Source organism: uncultured Campylobacter sp. (genome assembly GCF_938045775.1).
Lineage (GTDB): Bacteria > Campylobacterota > Campylobacteria > Campylobacterales > Campylobacteraceae > Campylobacter_B.
Window position 1 is genome coordinate 1 of record NZ_CALIBH010000279.1, and the last position, 17842, is coordinate 17842.

The window sequence follows — 17842 nt, forward strand, 5'->3', positions numbered from 1 at the left end:
GTTTATTGCAGTTGGCGCCATGCTTGATAAAATTTGCCCGCCATTATCGCAAGAAAAATGAGCGTCAAAGCTCCAAATATCGTAGCTGTAAATTTATCATCCGTCGTAGCGTATTTGTCATATCTGAATTTCATCAGATACTCGCGCTGCGGAAGATCGACGCTCGCATTATAATCCAAAAATAAAACCTGATACGCCGTGCCGCGACCCTGAAACGGAAACGGACGGCTTTGATACCAAGCTTTAACTCGCTTGCCTTCCAGCCATTCGTATGCGATTAGCGAGATAGAAGGCTTGATATTTACGCCTTGCCACTCGTCCGCTCCTGAGCGCTTAAAATTAGCTTCAGCAATTGCTGCATTGAGCAAAATTTTATTTTTATAAAAGGAGGTTAAGTTATCCGTATCGCCATTTAAAAAGACTTTGATAAATTTGCGCTCGTCCGTAAAAATCTGCATATATTCGCGCCCATCATCGCTTCTGACATCCATGATTATTCCGTGTGCAATTTTTAGGTCGTCTAAGCTTTTAGGATTCAAGCTAAAAAGAAATCCGTACCACATCGTCGCCAAATAAAATGCGATCATAAATAGATCGAACTTACGATCTAAGTTATGCCAAATTTCGCCGAGCTTCATCGATCATTACATTGTAAGTTTCGCTGCAAGATACGGAATTTCACGGCTTTTATGATCGCGAGCTATGCTGCATCGCAAGCGCCTCCATCGCCCCGACGGGCAGAAATAGCACTACGCCCACGATTACCACCGGTATAGCCACGATGATGCCTAGCGTATCCAATAGGGCGTTGCCCTCGCAGCGTTCAGGTCTAACCTCGATATTTGCCGGGATCGCAGAGCGCAGCCTATCGCTTGGCTTCATTATTTCGCTCAGATTTTTAATCTGCACTACTCGCGCATCAAAGTTAAAAATAACTTCTATCTCGCCTTTTTTCTCATCGATTTCGATGCGGTCTGCTAGAGCTTTGATTTTGGCGACATCTGCACCGGCTGCGGAATTTAAAAAAGCACTGAAGCTACCGCGCGCCTCGCCGTTTTTCGCATCCATCACTTCGATCTGCACAAACTCGCGCTTAAGCCCTTTGGCGTATCCGCCGTCGTAAAATTCTGAAATTTTCTTAAGCGACGAGCCGTCCGTTAGGACATAGCTGAGTTTCTCGCCTACGATGTATTCTTTACCGTCGTTTATGAAAAACGCCGTGATTTTTTCAGGCGTTTCGTTCGCCCCAGGCACTACGTTTTGTTTGCACTGGCATCCCACAAGCAGGACAGCTAGTAAAACCGCGATAAATTTTTTCATAATGATCCTTTAAAATTTTAAATTAGCGTATGAATTCCAAAGCCAAAGCTCTATCTCAAAAAATTTCAGCGGCGAAATTTTACGCCGATACAATTTAGCCGTAACCGAAATTTAGCCTCAAACGCAGGCTACTTCAGTGCCGCTTTGACCGCCTCGCTTAGGCGCTTGCCGTCCACTCTTGAGCCAAGCGCTTCTTTGGCGGCTTTCATCACGCGCCCCATATCCTTTGCGCCGCTCGCACCGAGCTGCGCGATTAGCGAGCCAACCTCGGCGGCAAGCTCGGCATCGCTTAGCTGCGCGGGCAGATAGGACGCGATGATCTCGATCTCGCCCTGCTCTTTTTGCACCAGATCGTCGCGACCGCCCGCGCGATACTGCTCCACAGAGTCGTTTCGGCGCTTGATCTCGCTTTGAAGTATGCTAAAGACGCGCTCGTCGCTAAGGCTGATGCGCTCGTCCACCTCGACCTGCTTAAGCGCGGCGTTAAGCATCCGCAGGCTGTCTCTACGGAAGTGATCGCCGCTCTTCATCGCCGTTTTAATGTCTTCTAAAATTTGCTCTCGCACACCCATTTTCTACTCCTTGAGATTGAAATTTCGGCGGTAATTGTAGCAAATTTAAAATTTGGCTCGGGTAAATTTAAGAGGATGAAATTTTAAAATTTTAAAGATTTAGCGCGATTTGCGGCTAAGCTTAAAGCTCGCGCGGATATCGTCCGCGGCAAAAGGCTCGCACGGCTACCCTTTGCGGCAAAAGGCTCGCGCGAAGCCGAGTAAAATTTAAAAAGCCTCGCAAGAACATAAAATTCCTGCGAGGCAAAGCAAGCGATAAGAGCTCGCGAAGGCTCTATTTAGCGCGTGAGAATATCATTCGCACGATTTGAAGCAAGAAGCACACGCTTCCTACCAAAAAGATCGTATCGCCGATGATGCGCGCCCAGCGGAGCCCATAGAGGCTATCTTTTTGCAAGAATTCCGCACTTCTTGCGTACCACATGCCCACGTCGATCGCCGCAAACGCCTGCAAAATTCCAACCGGCAGAAGCGAGATTAGCACCATTAGAAGCAGACCCGCATTAAGTGCCCAAAAGCCGATCTTCATCAGCGTATCGTCGAAGCTTTTGTCTTTGTAAATATACAGCGCCACGAGCCACACGAAGCCGAGCGCCAAAAAGCCGTATACGCCAAATAGCGCCGTATGAGCGTGCACTGCGGTGGTGTTTAAGCCCTGGATGTAAAATAGCGCAAGCGGCGGGTTGATCAAAAAGCCGAAAACGCCCGCGCCCAGCATATTCCAAAACGCTACTGCGATGAAGCAGTAAAGCGGCCATTTTAAACGCTTGGCCCAATCCTGCGCGAATTGAAGCTTGTAGTAATGAAACGCTTCTGAGCCCAAAAGCACCAAAGGCACGACCTCAAGCGCCGAAAAGCTCGCACCCACAGCCATTATCGGCGTAGTGGTACCCGCAAAATAGAGGTGGTGGAAGGTGCCAGGAATTCCGCCGATTAGGAAAATCGATGCGCTAGCAATCGAGGTGTAGGTAGCAAATTTCTTGCTTACGAGGCCCAAGGACGCGAATACAAACGCCAAAGACGCCGTCGCGAAAACCTCGAAAAATCCCTCGACCCAAAGGTGCACGACCCACCAGCGCCAATACTCCATCACAGGGATCGGCGAGCGTTGTCCGTAAAATAGTCCCGCGCCGTAAAAAAGCCCAACGGCGATAACCGAAGCGGTAAAGATCGCCAATAAATTCTTATCACCCTCGGCTCTAAAGCCCGCGATAAAGCCGCGAAGCACGAGTACCATCCAGATTACAAGACCCACGAACAGTATCAGCTGCCAAATTCTACCGAGGTCTAAATACTCGTATCCTTGATGTCCGATCCAGAAGCTGCTGCTTGGATCCATCTTGCCCGCAATCGCCATGTATTCACCCGCGAAGCTGCCGACGACCAAGAAAAGAAGCGCGTAGAAAAGCACGTCCACGCCGAGCTTTTGAAATTTTGGATCCTTGCCGCCGTTGATTATCGGAGCTAGAAACAATCCCGCCGCCAAAAAGCCCGTAGCGATCCAGAAAATGGATGCCTGCACGTGCCAGGTGCGCGCTAGCGAGTAAGGGATATACTGCGAAATATCCAGCCCGAAAAAGGACTGACCCTCGATCGTATAGTGCGCAACAAAGCCGCCGATGAAGGCCTGAAATGCAAACAATGCAACCGCTACGAAAAGATATTTGCCAAGCGCCTTTTGCGACGGCGTAAGCGCCAAAGCGGCGATCGGATCGGCGCTAAGCTTCGCAGGAGCCTCGAAATCCTCGTCCTTCTTACCGTAGAAATTCCCAAACCACACTAAAAGACCGATGCCGGTAAGCAAAATAACGAGACTTGCGATCGTCCAAACGACGTTTTCCGTGGTAGGGACATTGTCTATCAGCGGCTCGTGCGGCCAGTTATTGGTATAGGTCGCCTCTCCGCTCGGACGATCCGTAGAAACCGCCCATGCAGTCCAAAAGATGAAATCCACGAGCTCGGCGCGGTGTTGCTCGTTTGCGAGCGTGTTTTCTTTCATCGCGTAATCCTCGCGAAGCTTTTTAAAGCGCGGATCGTTTCCGAAAACGCCCATGTACTCGTCTTTTACGATCGCCATAGCTTTCAAGCGATCATCGCTTAGCTTGACGGTGCCGTCTTTTACGGTATTGGTGCGGTACTCAGCCTTGGTAAGCGCCTTGATCTGCGCCTTTTGCTCGTCGCTCAAAGCGTCAAATTTCGCTCCGAAGCGCTCCTGCGACTTGATATCCATAAACGCAACCAGCTCCTTATGTAGCCAATCCGCGCTCCAATCGGGCGCCTGATACGCTCCGTGACCCCAGATCGAGCCCACCTGCATACCGCCGATGCTCTGCCAGGCCTCCTGTCCACGGTAAATGCGCTCGGTGCCGATTAACTCGTTGCCGCTAGCATCGGTAAATTTTACCACCGGCGGAGACTGCCTATACACCTCGCCGCCGTAAAAACCCAAGAAACTAAAGCCCACGATGAGTACCGCTACAAGCGCCATCCAGAGCTTTTTATATTCTCTCATTCTCACTCCTTTAACTGAAATTAGGAGAGAATTCTACCCATTTAAATTTCTATAAGCATTGAGGTCCGTCAATAAAAAGATAAAATTTATCTGCTTAAGCTGGAATTTATTAAAATATACTGAAATAAAGGGTTTTATAAAATTTTATATAAAATTTATATCTATAAATCTATCCCTTACCTCAATATTATCAAGATTTAGATTTAGTTTGTCTTTTAAATACTTTTTCAAATTTACTCGTTCATACTCACTTAACATAGTTAGCGGAATGGCAAAATAATTACTATGAGTGCTATCTAATAAAATTAGAACATTTAAATTTATGCTATCTATTCTTCTTAAAATTTTAAGTACACCGAAGCAAAGAAGATTTATCGGATGCAGAGCGTATGATAAAATTAGCAAGAGAAATTTTTTAAATCTAGTTATATTGGCATTGTATTTGCACGCGTCTTCAATCACGAGTCCAGAAAATTTATAAATAGCGATTTTATCAAAATTAGAAGTCTTTACACTTTTATGTACCGAATATACATCGTTATAATTTTTGCATAAAGAATTATATTCTATTCTATCGGAATAGAAATTTAAAAATTTATGTTTATTAATAAATAAAATTCCCACCAAAAAAGTAACAGCTCCTAAAAATTGATATGCCCAAGCACTTCCTCTGCAGAAAAATAGAAATATAACTAAAAATACAGCTAATATTAAATAGCATTCTGTGCTGATTTTAGTCCAATAATCTTTGATCATAAAAAGCGGCATTTCCGATTTATAACTTTGAAATTCCATACGATAATACTCCAAATTTTTAATTCAATACGCCGCTCTTTTCATTGACTTTGCTCTGCATCTTTCACTCCTTTTAAATAGAAATATATTTTGTAAACAAATTCGAATGTAGACATTAATATTACGGAACCCGAAAGAGAAAAACCGGATTGAAAGAAAATGATATATCCAAAAATTGAAAATCTACTTTGAAATTCCGGCATAAAATGGCTTGTTCTTATGCTTATACCGCTGCTTGCAAAATATCCGGTATAATAAACCTCAAACATAAAAATACCAAGACCAAACATAAACGGAAGCAACAAAAACGGGCAATCGTTTTCACACTTCTTTTTTGAAAGCAATATAAAATCATCATCATATCTGCAAAAGTAAATATAATAAACCAATGAATATAAGCTAGAAACCGCAAAAATAATAATCCCGTATATCCACATAATACTAACGTAAAATTCCAAAAGTTGGGTGTATGGGCTAATACTACCGATAATTTCGATATTTGGAAAATAGCTTTTCATAAAATTTACGAAATTCAAGCACGCAGGAGAAATATCTAAAATATTTTTAGGAATTATAAAGGCGCTAAGAGAATATAAAAAATATATAAAACATAATTTCGTAAAAAATTTGCCGAATTTTACACGAGTATTTTCTATTCTTATCTTTTTACTTTCAAAATCTAAATTCTGCATCTCAATCCCTAAAAATAAAATTGTGTATTTTATTGCCTCCAACCTTAAACGCACTATAAGCTCGCATATTTATATTGTGCTTAATAAACGCAATCTATGCAAGGGCTTCCGAAAGTGGATCAAATTTAGATTTCCATCCAAATTTAAAATGATCCGTCACTGCTACTTTCGCGGGGTTTAGGAAGCGGCGAAATTTTAGTGTAATACTCTTCCTTGCCGTTGTATGAGCTGCTAAAGACGCCGTCGGGAACCGTGAAATTTCGTTTAGTTTGCGGATACTCTTTTAAGTAGGCATCTAAAAATTTTGCAAACACCGGTGCTGCGGTACGTCCGCCACCCTCGACCTTTCGCATCGGTTTATAATCGTCGTTGCCATACCAGATTATGATCTGTAAATCCGGCGTAAAGCCGCAAAACCATGCATCTATACTATCGTTTGAGGTACCTGTTTTGCCCGCTATGTCAATGCCTTGCACGCGCGCGCGAGTACCGGTGCCGCGCTGCACGATATTTTTTAGCAGCGTAGTCATCAGATACGCCTGCTCAGGGCGCAGCACGCGGCGCCGCTCGGGCTCGATAAAGCGAGTTTTGCCGTCCTTATCGGTAATCGAAACGATAAATTTTGATTTTGCAGTAATCCCAAGCCCCGGGAACATCGAATACATCGTGGAGTATTCAAGCGGCGAAATTCCGTAGCTGCCGATAGCCACCGACAGGGCGGGCGGGACGTTTTTAAAGCCGAACTCGCCCAGCTTTTTTACCGCGCGATCAACGCCGATAGATTGCATCAGATTGATTGAGGCAAGGTTACGTGAGCGTGTTAGGGCTTCTTTGATCGTGATATAGCCGCTGTAAGTCTTGTCATAATTTTTCGGCTTCCACGTTTTATCGCTGCCGTCGTCGAATTCTCTAGCTATATCGGGCACTTCGGTCATCGTCGAGTAGCCCATATCAAGGGCGATTTGATAGACGAAAGGCTTGAAGCTGGAGCCGGTTTGGCGCTGGGATTGGCTGGCACGATTGAAATTTGATTTCGCGTAATCCACACCGCCTACTAAGGCTAAAATTTCGCCATTTTGCGGATGCGTGACGACCATAGCGCCGTTTACGTTGCTTGCATTAGCGTCTTTGTTGCGCTTTAAAATTTCATTGTAGCCAAAAACTAATGCCTCTTGCGCCATCGCTTGCGCCTTTAGATCAAGGCTCGTATCTATGCGGTATCCGCCCGTACGGACGTCCGGTAGAATTTTTTCCGCTTCTTTTATGATCTCATCTACGGCATACGGCGCTACGTTTTGCGTGAGCGTTTCGTTGTAGATCGTAGGTTGTTCGTTCATCGCAAGCTCATATTCGGTCTTATTTATCCAGCCGAGCTCATGCATCCTATAAATCACATTATTGGCACGCGAAAGCGACAAATCTAGGTGCTTAGTAGGATCAAAGCTGCTAGGAGCTTTCGGCAAGCCCACTAAAATCGCAATCTCTTTAAGGCTTAAATCTTGCAAATCCTTTTTGAAATATCCCAAAGCCGCCGTGCGGATGCCGTAATATCCGTGTCCAAAATACACTTCGTTGAAGTAACGCTCTAGAATTTGTTCCTTGCTTAGGGCGTTTTCTATCTTAAGCGATAGGATCGCTTCTTTGATCTTGCGATCAAGCTTCTTTTCGCTCGAAAGAACTAAATTTCGCGTGATCTGCTGCGTAATCGTAGAAGCCCCTTCGACGAATTTCATCGCTTTGACGTCCTTAATAATCGCCCTAAAAATCGCCTCGACATTCACGCCGCCGTGTTCGAAAAACGCCGTATCCTCGATAGCTACAAGCGCCTCGATCACGCGGCCTGGGATCTCGTCGAATTTTACGTAAATTCTATTTTGTTCATTAAAAACGTTTGCGATCAGATTGCCGTTGCGGTCATAAATTTTAGTCGTGAGCTCGGGATGATAATTGATTATGGAGTCCGACTCCAAGCGGATTTGCGAGTAAAAATACAAAAAAATCCCGCCTGCGGCAAACGCACAAACCGTAATAAAACTAAATAAAACTCTTACCATACAAACCTCTTTAAAATTTCCAGATCAAGCCCCATCGCCGTGAATTTTGACCCACGCGAGCTTTTGATATATTTTTCGTTAAAGCCTTCGATACTCATCGCACCCGCCTTGCCGCGCCAATCGCCGCTAGCGATATAGCTTTTTAAATCCGCTTCATTAAATTCCGCAAATTCAAAGCTTGCGACGCTAAGTGCCGAAAGTTCTAGCGCCTTACTGCAAAAAATCATCGCAGTATAAACAGCGCAGCTAGCACCGCTTTGGGCTCGCAGCATCCTTAACGCGTCCGCTTCATCCCGCGCCTTGCCTAAAATCTCGCCGCCGGCAAGTACGGAGCTATCGGCAAATAGCACTCTATCATAATTTTTATAAATTTTAAAAAACTGCGTTTTTTTGGCTACGGTAACGCGGTAAGCATAGGTGCGTGCATCATCCTTGCTAATGCCGCTTTCGTCGAAATTAAAAGGAATTTGCGTAAATTCTACGCCGTTATCCTTTAGAATTTGCGCCCTAGTAGGCGAGCTGGAAGCTAAATAAATCATCAAAACTCGCCCACCGTCACGCCTAGATAAACGCAAATCAGCGTGACTACGATATTCAGCGGGATGAAATATTTAACGACGATGATTAAATGCTCATTCGCCTCAAGCTCATCTCCTGCATCCAAAGCTCGCTTCAAAGATGAAATTTTATAATGCATGTAGATAAAATTTAGTAGTATAAAGCCGGCGCCAGCCCATAGCGTGGCAATCGCACCTTTTACCATAGGATCTGAAAATTTAAAACTTCCGCCGTCCGCAAGAAAAAATCCACTTACGCAAACGATCACCAAAAATAGTGCAAAGAACTGCTCATAGCGTTTCATATATCGTAAAATTTCTGTAAATTTTACATCCTTCGCATCCGCTTGACTTTTACTGCTTAAATTCATAAAAATCCGCGCGATCAAAAATACGCAGATCTGCGCGCAGACCAAAAAAATCACGCTTAAAATGTGAATCAGCGGCAAAATTTGCGAGGCTTTGATGAAGCCGGTATCGATTTCGTTCAAATTTTACCTTTTGCGTAAGAGATCGCCTCTTTGATCGCTTCTTCGATTTTTAGCACGTCCCTGCCGCCTGCGGTCGCAAAATCATCGCGTCCGCCGCCGCCACCGCCTAAAATTTGCGCTGCTAGCTTAACCCACTCGCCAGCTTTGATCGGCGCGTTTTTAACGCCTGCCGCGATTGAAATTTTGCCGTCGGTGCCTACTTGCATCAGCATTATCGCCGCCTTTTCGTGGCTATTTTTAAACTCATCTATCATAGTTTTTATATCACCACTTTCGACTGAGGCTACGCAAAGTTTAGTATCACCGACATTTAGAAAAGCCAGTGCATGAGAACTGCTTGCATGCTTGATCTGATCTTTTAGCGATCTGATCTCATCTTTTAATTTCTCAATAGCGCGGAGAGGCTCAATCCCTTTTAGCTCCGCAGAAATTTCAGCAAGCTTAGCGCGATTTTGAAGCGCCAAATTTAAAGCCGCGCGCGAACAAACCGCCTCGATACGCCTAACACCCGCACTTACGCCGCTTTCTTTGACGATAAAAAACGGTCCTATCTCGCTTAAATTACGCACGTGAATTCCGCCGCAAAGCTCCTTACTAATCTCTCCGAAGCTCACAACGCGCACTTTTGAGCCGTATTTTTCGCCAAAAAGCGCGATTGCACCGCTGTTTTTAGCGTCATCTATATCCATAATCTCAGTTTTTGCCGCACAGCCCTTGCAAACGGCGTTATTTACAAATTCCTCGATTTTAGCTAGCTCCTCGTCGCTAAGTGCCTTAGGATGCGAGAAGTCAAATCTTAAGCGGTCCGCTTCAACCAAGCTTCCTGCTTGAGCGATATGAGCCCCTAGCACCGCGCGAAGCGCCGCGTGCAAAAGATGCGTCGCGCTGTGATGACGTGCAATCTGCTCACGCTCCTCAGAAACCTTGAGTCCGACGATATCGCCGATTTTCAGGTTACGATTAAGGCGCAAGTGGGATAAATTTAGCCCATAAAATTTCTGCGTATCAAACACATCGGCTATGGACTCCACTTCGCCGCTATCGCCCGTCTGACCGCCGCTTTGTGCATAAAACGGAGTGATATCAAACATCGCCCAACCGATATCGCCGGCTTTGAGCTCATCCACTTCCGCAAAATCCTCGTTAAGTAGCGCTAAAACCTTGCTCGTGCGGCTAAGCTCTTCGTAACCGCTAAATTTATTCTCACCAAATTTCTCTAGCAGCGCCTTAAAATCGCCACGGACGTTTTTATCGCCACTGCCCTTCCATGCGGCTTTAGCTATCTGCCTTTGCTCGCTCATAAGCGCGTCAAATTTAGCTTCATCCACGCGCAAATTTTTCTCGCGCAGCATATCAGCGGTCAGATCGAGCGGAAAGCCGTAGGTATCATATAACTTAAACGCGACCTCGCCGCTAAAAATTTCTTTAGTGCGCGCAAGCTCCTCGTTAAAAAGCTCGATGCCGTTTGCCAAGGTGGCGAAAAACCGCTCCTCTTCGAGTTTAATCTGCTCTTTTACGGCTTGCTTTTTCTCATTCAAATATGCATAATGCCCGCCCATCAGCTCGCATACTTTATCCATGAGACGATACATAAAGGGCTCTTTGATGCCGAGCAGATAGCCGTGGCGAACGGCACGGCGTAGAATTCTACGCAAAACGTATCCCCTGCCCTCGCGATTAAAATTTGTTCCCTGCGCTAGCAAAAACGTAACCGAGCGGATATGATCGGCGATGACGCGATAGCTCGCGCCGCTTTCATAAACGTAAGGTTTGCCGCAAAGCTTTGCAACCTCATCAATTAGCGGCATAAAAAGCGAGCTGTCGTAGTTGCTAAATTTACCCTCTTTGATCGCCGTGACGCGCTCAAGCCCCATGCCCGTGTCGATGCTAGGCTTTGGAAGCGGGCTAAGCTTGCCGTCTTTGCTGCGCTCGTACTGCATGAAAACTAAATTCCAAATCTCTAAAAAGCGGTCGCCGTCGCCGCCCATATAATCCTCGGGCGAGTGAAAATGCTCCTCGCCCTGATCATAAAAAATTTCGCTGCACGGCCCGCACGGCCCGGTATCGCCCATCGCCCAAAAGTTATCGTGATCGCCGAAGCGATATATGCGCTCCTGCGCTATGTAGCGCGCCCAGAACTCAAACGCCTCATCGTCCTTTTCGTGCACGGTAACGTAGAGTTTGTCTTTAGGAAGCTTTAAAATTTCAGTGATAAACTCCCACGCATAGGCGATTGCTTGCTCTTTAAAATACTCGCCGAAGCTGAAATTTCCAAGCATCTCAAAAAACGTATGATGGCGCGCGGTGTAGCCGACGTTGTCTAGGTCGTTGTGCTTGCCACCGGCGCGGATGCAGGTCTGACAGCTCGTGCGGATAGGCGGGATCGGGCGCGGAACGGCTCCTGTAAATATACTTTTAAACGGCACCATGCCCGCGTTTGTAAAAAGTAAGCTGTCATCATCTGGCACCAACGGCGCGCTGGGGATGATCTGATGGCCCTTGCTTGCAAAGAAATTTAAATATTCGCTTCTAATATCCATGATTTGTCCTATTTCAAGTTAAATTTTAAAGGCGCATTTTAGCTAAATTAGATTTTAAAAATTATAAATTTTAACCATTCTTAGTTATAATGGCGCGAAAGATTAAATTTAGGGCATGGCGATGAAAAAAAAGATAGCGATCATAGGCATGGGCGAGCTTGGTCAAAAGCACTTCAGCGAGCTAAGAAGGAGCGATTATTTCGAGCTTGTAGCGCTTTATCATAAGGGCAGCAGTGAAAATTTCGGCCCGCGCTATCCGGTCTTTGATAATCTAACCGATCTTTTTAATGTCGCTAAGCCCGACGCCGTAGTCATCACAGCTCCCCCGCCATCGCATAAAGAGCTGATTTTAAAATGCCTACCGTTTACCAAAAATATCTTTGTAGAATCTCCGCTCGCACAAAGCCTAGCCGAAGCCAGAGAGATAAATTACGCAGTCACTACTAACGGCACGCGCCTAGCCGTAGGCTACTCCGACCGCTACAATCCAGTAATCGTATCCTTGCTACGCGAGCTTGCCAAGGGGGATAAAATTTTTTCAATGAGCTTTGTAAGCGGCTTTGCAAACGATGATAGAGCAGATATCGTCGCCAATGCCCTTTTTAGAGATATCGATCTTGTGCGGCTGCTTTCTCACAGCGAGATCGCCTGCATAGAACTTAGCAAAAATATCTCTAAAGAGCGCACTCTAGCCGCATGCGCGACACTCCACACAAAAAGCGGCTGCTATTGCACGCTAATGCAGTCCAATCTCTATCCGATCAGACGCCACGGTATCGAGATTTGCACCGATAGCGGCGTATATTTCGGCGATCTGGTCTCAATAACTCTTTTTAAAATTACGCCTGACGGGCGCGTAAATCTGCGCGTCGATCGCGATGACTTTTCGCTACGGCGTGAACACGAAGCGTTTTGCGAGATGTGCGACAGCAGCACAAACGCAGGTCTTGCAAGCGTTGAGGACGCGATAAAAATCAGAGAAATCATCTCATGAAAAAAGCCCTAATTTTACTCAACATGGGCGGTCCGAACAATCTGAGCGAGGTTGAAGTTTTTTTAAAAAATATGTTTAACGACCCCTTTATTTTGGGCGTTAAGAGCGATTTTTGGCGCAGCGTTTTAGCCGCGCTCATCGTAAGAAGTAGAGCGGCGGCGGCGCGTAGCAACTACGAAAAACTGGGCGGACGCTCGCCGATATGCTCCATTACCGAAGCGCTTTGCGAGCGGGTAAATGAACTAGCGCGAGCCGAATTAAGCGCGGGATTAAAATTTAAAGGTGCGGCGGACGCAAGCGCCGCAGGTGAGCCGCCGCAAGAGGCACAGGCACAGGGCAAGCCACCGCAAGACATTTCATTGCAGAGCAAGCCGCCGCAGGACGTCGAGACACAGGGCGAGCCGTCGCAAAACGCGGCGCTGCAGGATGAAAAACCGATAGACGAGCTAATTTGCGATTATGCGATGAATTACACGCCGCCCTTTGCGGAGGATGTGTTTAAAAAATACGCGGATTTTGACGAGATAATTTTGATGCCTTTGTATCCGCACTTCTCAAAAACTACGGTGCAATCGAGCCTGTGTTCTGCCGAAGCCGCACTTAAACGGCTCGGAATAAAAAATTATAAAATCATCGACATCTTCTACGACAGCGCCGCTTACAACGAAATTTTATTAAATTTAATTGCAGCGTGCGTCGAGAAATTTAGCGCGGATGAAATTTCGCAAATTTCGCTTATATTTTCCGCGCATTCGCTGCCGGTAAAAATGGTCGCCGCGGGCGATCCATACGAGGCGCAGGTAAAGGCGCACGTGGAAATTTTAAAAGATCTGCTGGCTGCGCGCGGGATTAAATTTAAAGAGATTATATTGGCGTATCAATCGCGCCTGGGTCCCGTGAAGTGGTTGGAGCCCAATATCGCGAACGTCTTGCGGGATCTGCAGGGCAAAAAAGCGCTCATATTTCCGATCGCGTTTTGCGTGGATAACTCCGAGACCGATTTTGAGCTGGATATTTTTTATCGGGACCAGGCGCGCGAGCTGGGTTATGAATACTACGAAGTGTGCAAATGCCCGAACTACCGCGAGGATTTTGCAAAATTTATACTCGCGCAGGCACTGTAAATTTAGAGATTAATTTAGCTTTTCTATTCGAGTTTTTATACTTTTGCGGAGTTCGCAGGCCAAATACAATGCCGATAAAATCGGCGAAATTTCATTTTTAAGCAATCGGGGAGAGCTTTAAATTTAATTATTTCGCAGCTGGTTGCGTAGCCTTACTCTTTTGATCTTCCGCTTCTTTACTAAATAAATTTCTTTTATATTCTTTATAGTCGTTAGTTAGCCTCTCGACTTCCTCTTTAGATATATGGAAGTTGGGATTTTTTATATGCTTTCTATTTGCTGCAAATTCTATTTTATCAATTTTCTTTTACCCTACCGCAAATAGTATATACTCTTTAATATTTTTAAAGGTAGCGTTCTTGTCAGAACAATGTTTTTGCAAAAATGCCGAGTCAAACATACTTCCCATTTTATAGTATCCTACGGCTATATCATACCTATATGCTTCATAGCACTTATCATCATACATTCTTTTTAAAAATTCATCGTTTGGGATTCCGCCTATATCGTATTGCAAAAGTAGATCTATCATAGCTCCGGGCTCGGGCACGTCTAACAGATCGCCATATACCGATTTATAAAGTCTAAACTCCTCTACCCCATACTCCTTGTTAGTATTTTTTATATTTTTATAGCCGGATATCTCCTCTAGTTTATTTGAAACATAGACCTCTCCCATGTTGAAAGTGGAGTAGGTATATGGTCTATAACCGCTCTCTAGCACCATTTTCATTATATCGTACATATTGTTTCTAACTAGGTGGCTGATAAAATAATACGGCTCGCCTCCGCCGCTAAAAAGAACCTCTTTCGTACGGTAATGTATAATCGGCGTAGCGTTTTCGTCAAAGCTTACAGAATCTATCCAGTTTTCGACATCCATAATGCCGTAGGTTTCCTGCACGATCTCTACTTCGTCAAACTTAACTCCGCTATCTAGCAAAAGCCTGACCGACTTAGTGGCGTTATTTTCCATAGCGTATGCCATAGGGGATAGCTCGTAATTGTCTTTCTTATGAGGATCGGCTCCCATCTCTATCAACTTTTTTGCTGTTTTTTCATCATCGTAAAAGCTAGCGTACATCAAAGGGGTAACGCCGAAATGAAGAGGGGTATCTGCGCTTATATTATTATCCTGCATAAATTTTAAAATTTTATCCGTATCTTTTGATTTTAAACTCCTGCGTAAAAGTTCCATCGTGGGGTTATCTCTAACCTCCTCTTCGTCTATATCCCAATATCTATAGCCAACTGCGTTTATCTCCTTTTGCGTTACGTATTTAGCTAGCTCGGAGTTAGGATCTACTTTGGTATTTGCAGTGACGGTATAGTGATGGGGGGTTGATTTAAATCTGCCGGTCTGAACTTTGAGCGCCAAGGCAAAAAGACCTATAAAAACAACTATATAAAATATACCTTTAAAAATGTTTTTTATGATTTTAAGCAAGGTCTTCAAAAAGGTCTTCAAATTTGATCCTTCAGCCTTAAAACACTAGCCTGTAAAGAGCTTTAGCTTTTTAGCAAAACCTAAAGCGACAACTCGTTTTATCCCTCCGAAAGTGCCGCGATTATATAACGATGAGGATTAACTTTCACTTATATCAAAAAATTTTATCTATTTTTGCGGCTTAGCATTATGTTTGAGATTCAAACCTAAAAAGCAAACTACACTGATAAAGTCTAAATTTAAACCTCGGCTAAATTTCAGAGCTTTCCTTGCGCGCCTTTATAGACGTTTTTCACGTCGTAAACCAGCGAGCCTGCGTAATCAAGCTCAAAAAATTGCTTATGCGCTACGGCGATTACGACGCAGTCAAATTTGCGCAAATCGAGCTTTTGCAGCAGATCGATATCGTAGTATCTCTTGGCGTCGGCGGCGCTCGCCCAAGGGTCATAGACGCTTACCTCGCAGCCGAAATTTTTAAGCTCGTTTATCATATCCACGACGCGCGTATTGCGGGTGTCGGGGCAGTTTTCTTTAAACGTCAGCCCCAAGATCAAGACCTTCGCGCCCTTTACCTTTTCGTCGTATTTTATCATCATCTTAACGACCTCCGTAGCGACGTAGCTTCCCATATTATCGTTAATACGGCGGCTTGAGAGGATGATTTCTGGGTGATAACCCACCTCGGTCGCCTTCTGCGCCAGATAATACGGATCGATGCCGATACAGTGTCCGCCCACGAGCCCCGGACGGAAGCTTAAGAAATTCCACTTCGTAGCCGCCGCGTCTATAACGTCGTTGGTGTTGATACCGAGCTTGCCGAATAGGATCGCAAGCTCGTTGATAAAGCCGATATTGATGTCGCGCTGGGTGTTTTCGATCACCTTTGCGGCCTCGGCGACCTTGATACTGCTAGCGCGAAAGGTGCCGTTTTGAAGTATGCTAAGATAGACGCTATCTACGACATCCAAAGCCTCCGGGGTACTTGCCGAGACGATCTTTTTGATCTTCGTGACGGTGTGAATTTTATCGCCCGGATTGATCCGCTCGGGCGAATACCCGCAGAAAAAATCGCGGTTAAATTTCAACCCGCTTACGCACTCTAAAACCGGCACGCAGTCCTCCTCCGTAGCGCCCGGATAGACGGTGCTTTCATACACGACGATGTCGCCCTTTTTAAGCACGGCTCCGACGCTTTCGCTGGCCTTTAATAGCGGCGTAAGATCGGGGCGATTTAGCCTATCTACGGGCGTGGGCACGCACACGATGTAAAAATTACTCTGCCTCATATCATCTAGCTTGGCGCTGAATTTAAGCCCGTTTTGAATCGCCGCAGCAAGCTCCTCGTCGCTAAGCTCCAGAGTGCGGTCGTGCCCGCCGCGCAGCTCGTCTATGCGGTCCTGAGCTACGTCAAAGCCCACGACCTCATGTTTCGCAGCAAACGCCGCCGCCAAAGGAAGCCCCACGTAGCCAAGTCCGATTATCGCTATTTTCATTTTTCCCTCATTTGCTTTCATATTTTCCTCTTTTCTTTGCGTTAAATTTTATCGTTAAATTTCGCTCTCAAACTCGCTAAATTTCAGGGCTGCACAGATATATTGCGCGTCTTAAAATTTAAACATTGCAAGCTCGCTCGCCATTTTACTTGCGCTTATTTGCACGGCGGCAAATTTAAAATTTTGCCTTGATACGGAATTTTACGCCGCGGCGAAATTCCGCATTGCGATAAAACTCCACCACCTTAGCGCAGCGAGCGACACAGCACGAAATCCCGCGTCGCGATAAAATTCCATCGCCGTGCCGTTAAAATTTTGCGCCACGAAATTCTATGCCGCCAAAATTCCGCGCCGTAAAATTTAAACGCCTTAAAATTTCAAAAGTCGCGCTAAATTCCGTGAAATTTCGTCGCCGCAAAATTTTAAAAAACCTCGCGAAATTTAGCAAATTTAATCTTTAATTTCAACCGCCTCATCCTTGATCTCGACCTTTTGCGTGGCATTTGCGTCGGCTGCGGGCTTTAGATAGCCCTCCTCTATCAAAATTCCTACCGCCCGCTTAAAGATCGGCAGCGCATTTTGAGCGGCGTAGTAGCTGCCCCTTTTAGGCTCGCGCACCAAAACGCCGATCGTGTAGCTGGTGTCCGCGTCGTTGGCAAAGCCGAAAAACGAGCTATTATAGGCGCTCGAATAGCCGCCTCCCTTGGCGATGCGCGCAGTGCCCGTCTTGCCGCCGATTTGCAGCCCCGCTACCCGCCCTTTGCGCCCAGTGCCGCTCTCAACCGTTTTGATTAAAATTCCTTTGATTACGTCAGCGGTAGGTTTAGAGATTACCTGGCGGGTTTCGCTTTCGTTGACGGTGTAAGTTTTGCCGTTATTTTCTAGATTTTCGACTAGACGCGGGCTAATCATGACGCCGCCGTTATTAAAGACGGTGTAGGCATTGAGCATTTGAAGGAAGGTCATCTGCGCACCGTAGCCGTAGCTGATCGTGGCTTTGTAAATTTTATTATTCAGGCTTTTGATGCTTGGGATATTTCCGCTTTGCTCATACGGCAGATCGATACCCGTTTTTTGCGACATACCAAAGTTCATAAGCCCATCATAAATAGCCTGCCCCTCCAGCCGCTCTGAAATTTTAATCATTCCGATGTTTGAGCTGTGGATGATGATCTCCTCGCCGCTCATCTGCTTAGCAGGGTGCGTGTCGCGGATCGTGCGAGTACCAAGCTTATAGCTGCCGTTATAGGT

At 45.6% G+C, this 17842-nt stretch carries 15 protein-coding genes; 2 read left to right on the top strand and 13 right to left on the bottom strand.

Going from position 1 to position 17842, the window contains the following annotated elements:
* Window positions 1-2: 2 nt before the first annotated feature.
* The 10 genes from Q0238_RS11655 to alaS all read right to left on the bottom strand — a co-directional run bounded on the left by Q0238_RS11655 (window position 3) and on the right by alaS (window position 11533).
* Window positions 3-491: a hypothetical protein gene (locus tag Q0238_RS11655; RefSeq protein WP_297946276.1), complete on the bottom strand. Its 489-nt coding sequence runs from the start codon at window positions 489-491 to the stop codon at window positions 3-5.
* A gap of 196 nt (window positions 492-687) precedes the next feature.
* On the bottom strand, window positions 688-1320 hold the full coding sequence (locus Q0238_RS11660; protein WP_297946279.1) for a hypothetical protein: 633 nt from the start codon (window positions 1318-1320) through the stop codon (window positions 688-690).
* Between the two features lie 128 nt (window positions 1321-1448).
* Window positions 1449-1892, bottom strand: coding sequence for a GatB/YqeY domain-containing protein (locus Q0238_RS11665; protein ID WP_297946281.1), 444 nt, complete (start codon window positions 1890-1892; stop codon window positions 1449-1451).
* Window positions 1893-2166: 274 nt separating this feature from the next.
* Window positions 2167-4404, bottom strand: a complete 2238-nt coding sequence (locus Q0238_RS11670; RefSeq protein WP_297946284.1) for a nitric-oxide reductase large subunit — start codon at window positions 4402-4404, stop codon at window positions 2167-2169.
* Between the two features lie 144 nt (window positions 4405-4548).
* Window positions 4549-5199 (bottom strand): hypothetical protein, encoded by a 651-nt coding sequence (locus Q0238_RS11675; RefSeq protein ID WP_297946286.1) that lies wholly within the window; start codon window positions 5197-5199, stop codon window positions 4549-4551.
* A 41-nt stretch (window positions 5200-5240) separates the two neighbouring features.
* Window positions 5241-5891 (bottom strand): hypothetical protein, encoded by a 651-nt coding sequence (locus tag Q0238_RS11680; RefSeq protein WP_297946289.1) that lies wholly within the window; start codon window positions 5889-5891, stop codon window positions 5241-5243.
* 143 nt (window positions 5892-6034) lie between these two features.
* On the bottom strand, window positions 6035-7945 hold the full coding sequence (locus Q0238_RS11685) for a PBP1A family penicillin-binding protein (RefSeq protein WP_297946293.1): 1911 nt from the start codon (window positions 7943-7945) through the stop codon (window positions 6035-6037).
* Entirely contained in the window at window positions 7939-8484 is a 546-nt protein-coding gene (gene maf / locus Q0238_RS11690; RefSeq protein ID WP_297946296.1) for a septum formation inhibitor Maf, read from the bottom strand. Before maf ends, Q0238_RS11685 begins: the two co-directional genes overlap by 7 nt.
* Window positions 8484-8993 (bottom strand): hypothetical protein, encoded by a 510-nt coding sequence (locus Q0238_RS11695; protein ID WP_297946299.1) that lies wholly within the window; start codon window positions 8991-8993, stop codon window positions 8484-8486. The genes maf and Q0238_RS11695 overlap by 1 nt, the downstream gene beginning before the upstream one ends.
* Window positions 8990-11533 carry an alanine--tRNA ligase gene (gene alaS / locus Q0238_RS11700; protein ID WP_297946301.1) on the bottom strand — a complete coding sequence of 848 codons (2544 nt, stop codon included), beginning with the start codon at window positions 11531-11533 and terminating at the stop codon, window positions 8990-8992. The genes Q0238_RS11695 and alaS overlap by 4 nt, the downstream gene beginning before the upstream one ends.
* A gap of 121 nt (window positions 11534-11654) precedes the next feature.
* On the opposite strand from alaS, the gene Q0238_RS11705 reads away from it, so the two are divergent.
* Entirely contained in the window at window positions 11655-12527 is an 873-nt protein-coding gene (locus Q0238_RS11705; RefSeq protein WP_297946305.1) for a Gfo/Idh/MocA family oxidoreductase, read from the top strand.
* Entirely contained in the window at window positions 12524-13651 is a 1128-nt protein-coding gene (hemH, locus tag Q0238_RS11710; protein WP_297946308.1) for a ferrochelatase, read from the top strand. The genes Q0238_RS11705 and hemH overlap by 4 nt, the downstream gene beginning before the upstream one ends.
* A gap of 307 nt (window positions 13652-13958) precedes the next feature.
* On the opposite strand, the gene Q0238_RS11715 is transcribed toward hemH, so the two are convergent.
* The 3 genes from Q0238_RS11715 to Q0238_RS11725 form a co-directional block, all read right to left on the bottom strand.
* Entirely contained in the window at window positions 13959-15119 is a 1161-nt protein-coding gene (locus Q0238_RS11715; RefSeq protein WP_297946311.1) for an ankyrin repeat domain-containing protein, read from the bottom strand.
* A 236-nt stretch (window positions 15120-15355) separates the two neighbouring features.
* Complete coding sequence (locus Q0238_RS11720; RefSeq protein ID WP_297946321.1) at window positions 15356-16591, bottom strand: nucleotide sugar dehydrogenase; 1236 nt, start codon at window positions 16589-16591, stop codon at window positions 15356-15358.
* Between the two features lie 450 nt (window positions 16592-17041).
* Window positions 17042-17842, bottom strand: an 801-nt coding sequence (locus tag Q0238_RS11725; RefSeq protein ID WP_297946323.1) for a penicillin-binding transpeptidase domain-containing protein, incomplete at its 5' end; no start/stop codon positions are given.

Coding starts and splice junctions, on each gene's coding strand:
- Q0238_RS11660 (WP_297946279.1), bottom strand. CDS start 1,320: ATGAAAAAATTTATCGCGGTTTTACTAGCTGTCCTGCTTGTGGGATGC.
- hemH (WP_297946308.1), top strand. CDS start 12,524: ATGAAAAAAGCCCTAATTTTACTCAACATGGGCGGTCCGAACAATCTG.
- Q0238_RS11675 (WP_297946286.1), bottom strand. CDS start 5,199: ATGGAATTTCAAAGTTATAAATCGGAAATGCCGCTTTTTATGATCAAA.
- Q0238_RS11685 (WP_297946293.1), bottom strand. CDS start 7,945: ATGGTAAGAGTTTTATTTAGTTTTATTACGGTTTGTGCGTTTGCCGCA.
- Q0238_RS11705 (WP_297946305.1), top strand. CDS start 11,655: ATGAAAAAAAAGATAGCGATCATAGGCATGGGCGAGCTTGGTCAAAAG.
- Q0238_RS11720 (WP_297946321.1), bottom strand. CDS start 16,591: ATGAAAATAGCGATAATCGGACTTGGCTACGTGGGGCTTCCTTTGGCG.
- Q0238_RS11665 (WP_297946281.1), bottom strand. CDS start 1,892: ATGGGTGTGCGAGAGCAAATTTTAGAAGACATTAAAACGGCGATGAAG.
- Q0238_RS11680 (WP_297946289.1), bottom strand. CDS start 5,891: ATGCAGAATTTAGATTTTGAAAGTAAAAAGATAAGAATAGAAAATACT.
- alaS (WP_297946301.1), bottom strand. CDS start 11,533: ATGGATATTAGAAGCGAATATTTAAATTTCTTTGCAAGCAAGGGCCAT.
- maf (WP_297946296.1), bottom strand. CDS start 8,484: ATGATTTATTTAGCTTCCAGCTCGCCTACTAGGGCGCAAATTCTAAAG.
- Q0238_RS11670 (WP_297946284.1), bottom strand. CDS start 4,404: ATGAGAGAATATAAAAAGCTCTGGATGGCGCTTGTAGCGGTACTCATC.
- Q0238_RS11655 (WP_297946276.1), bottom strand. CDS start 491: ATGGATGTCAGAAGCGATGATGGGCGCGAATATATGCAGATTTTTACG.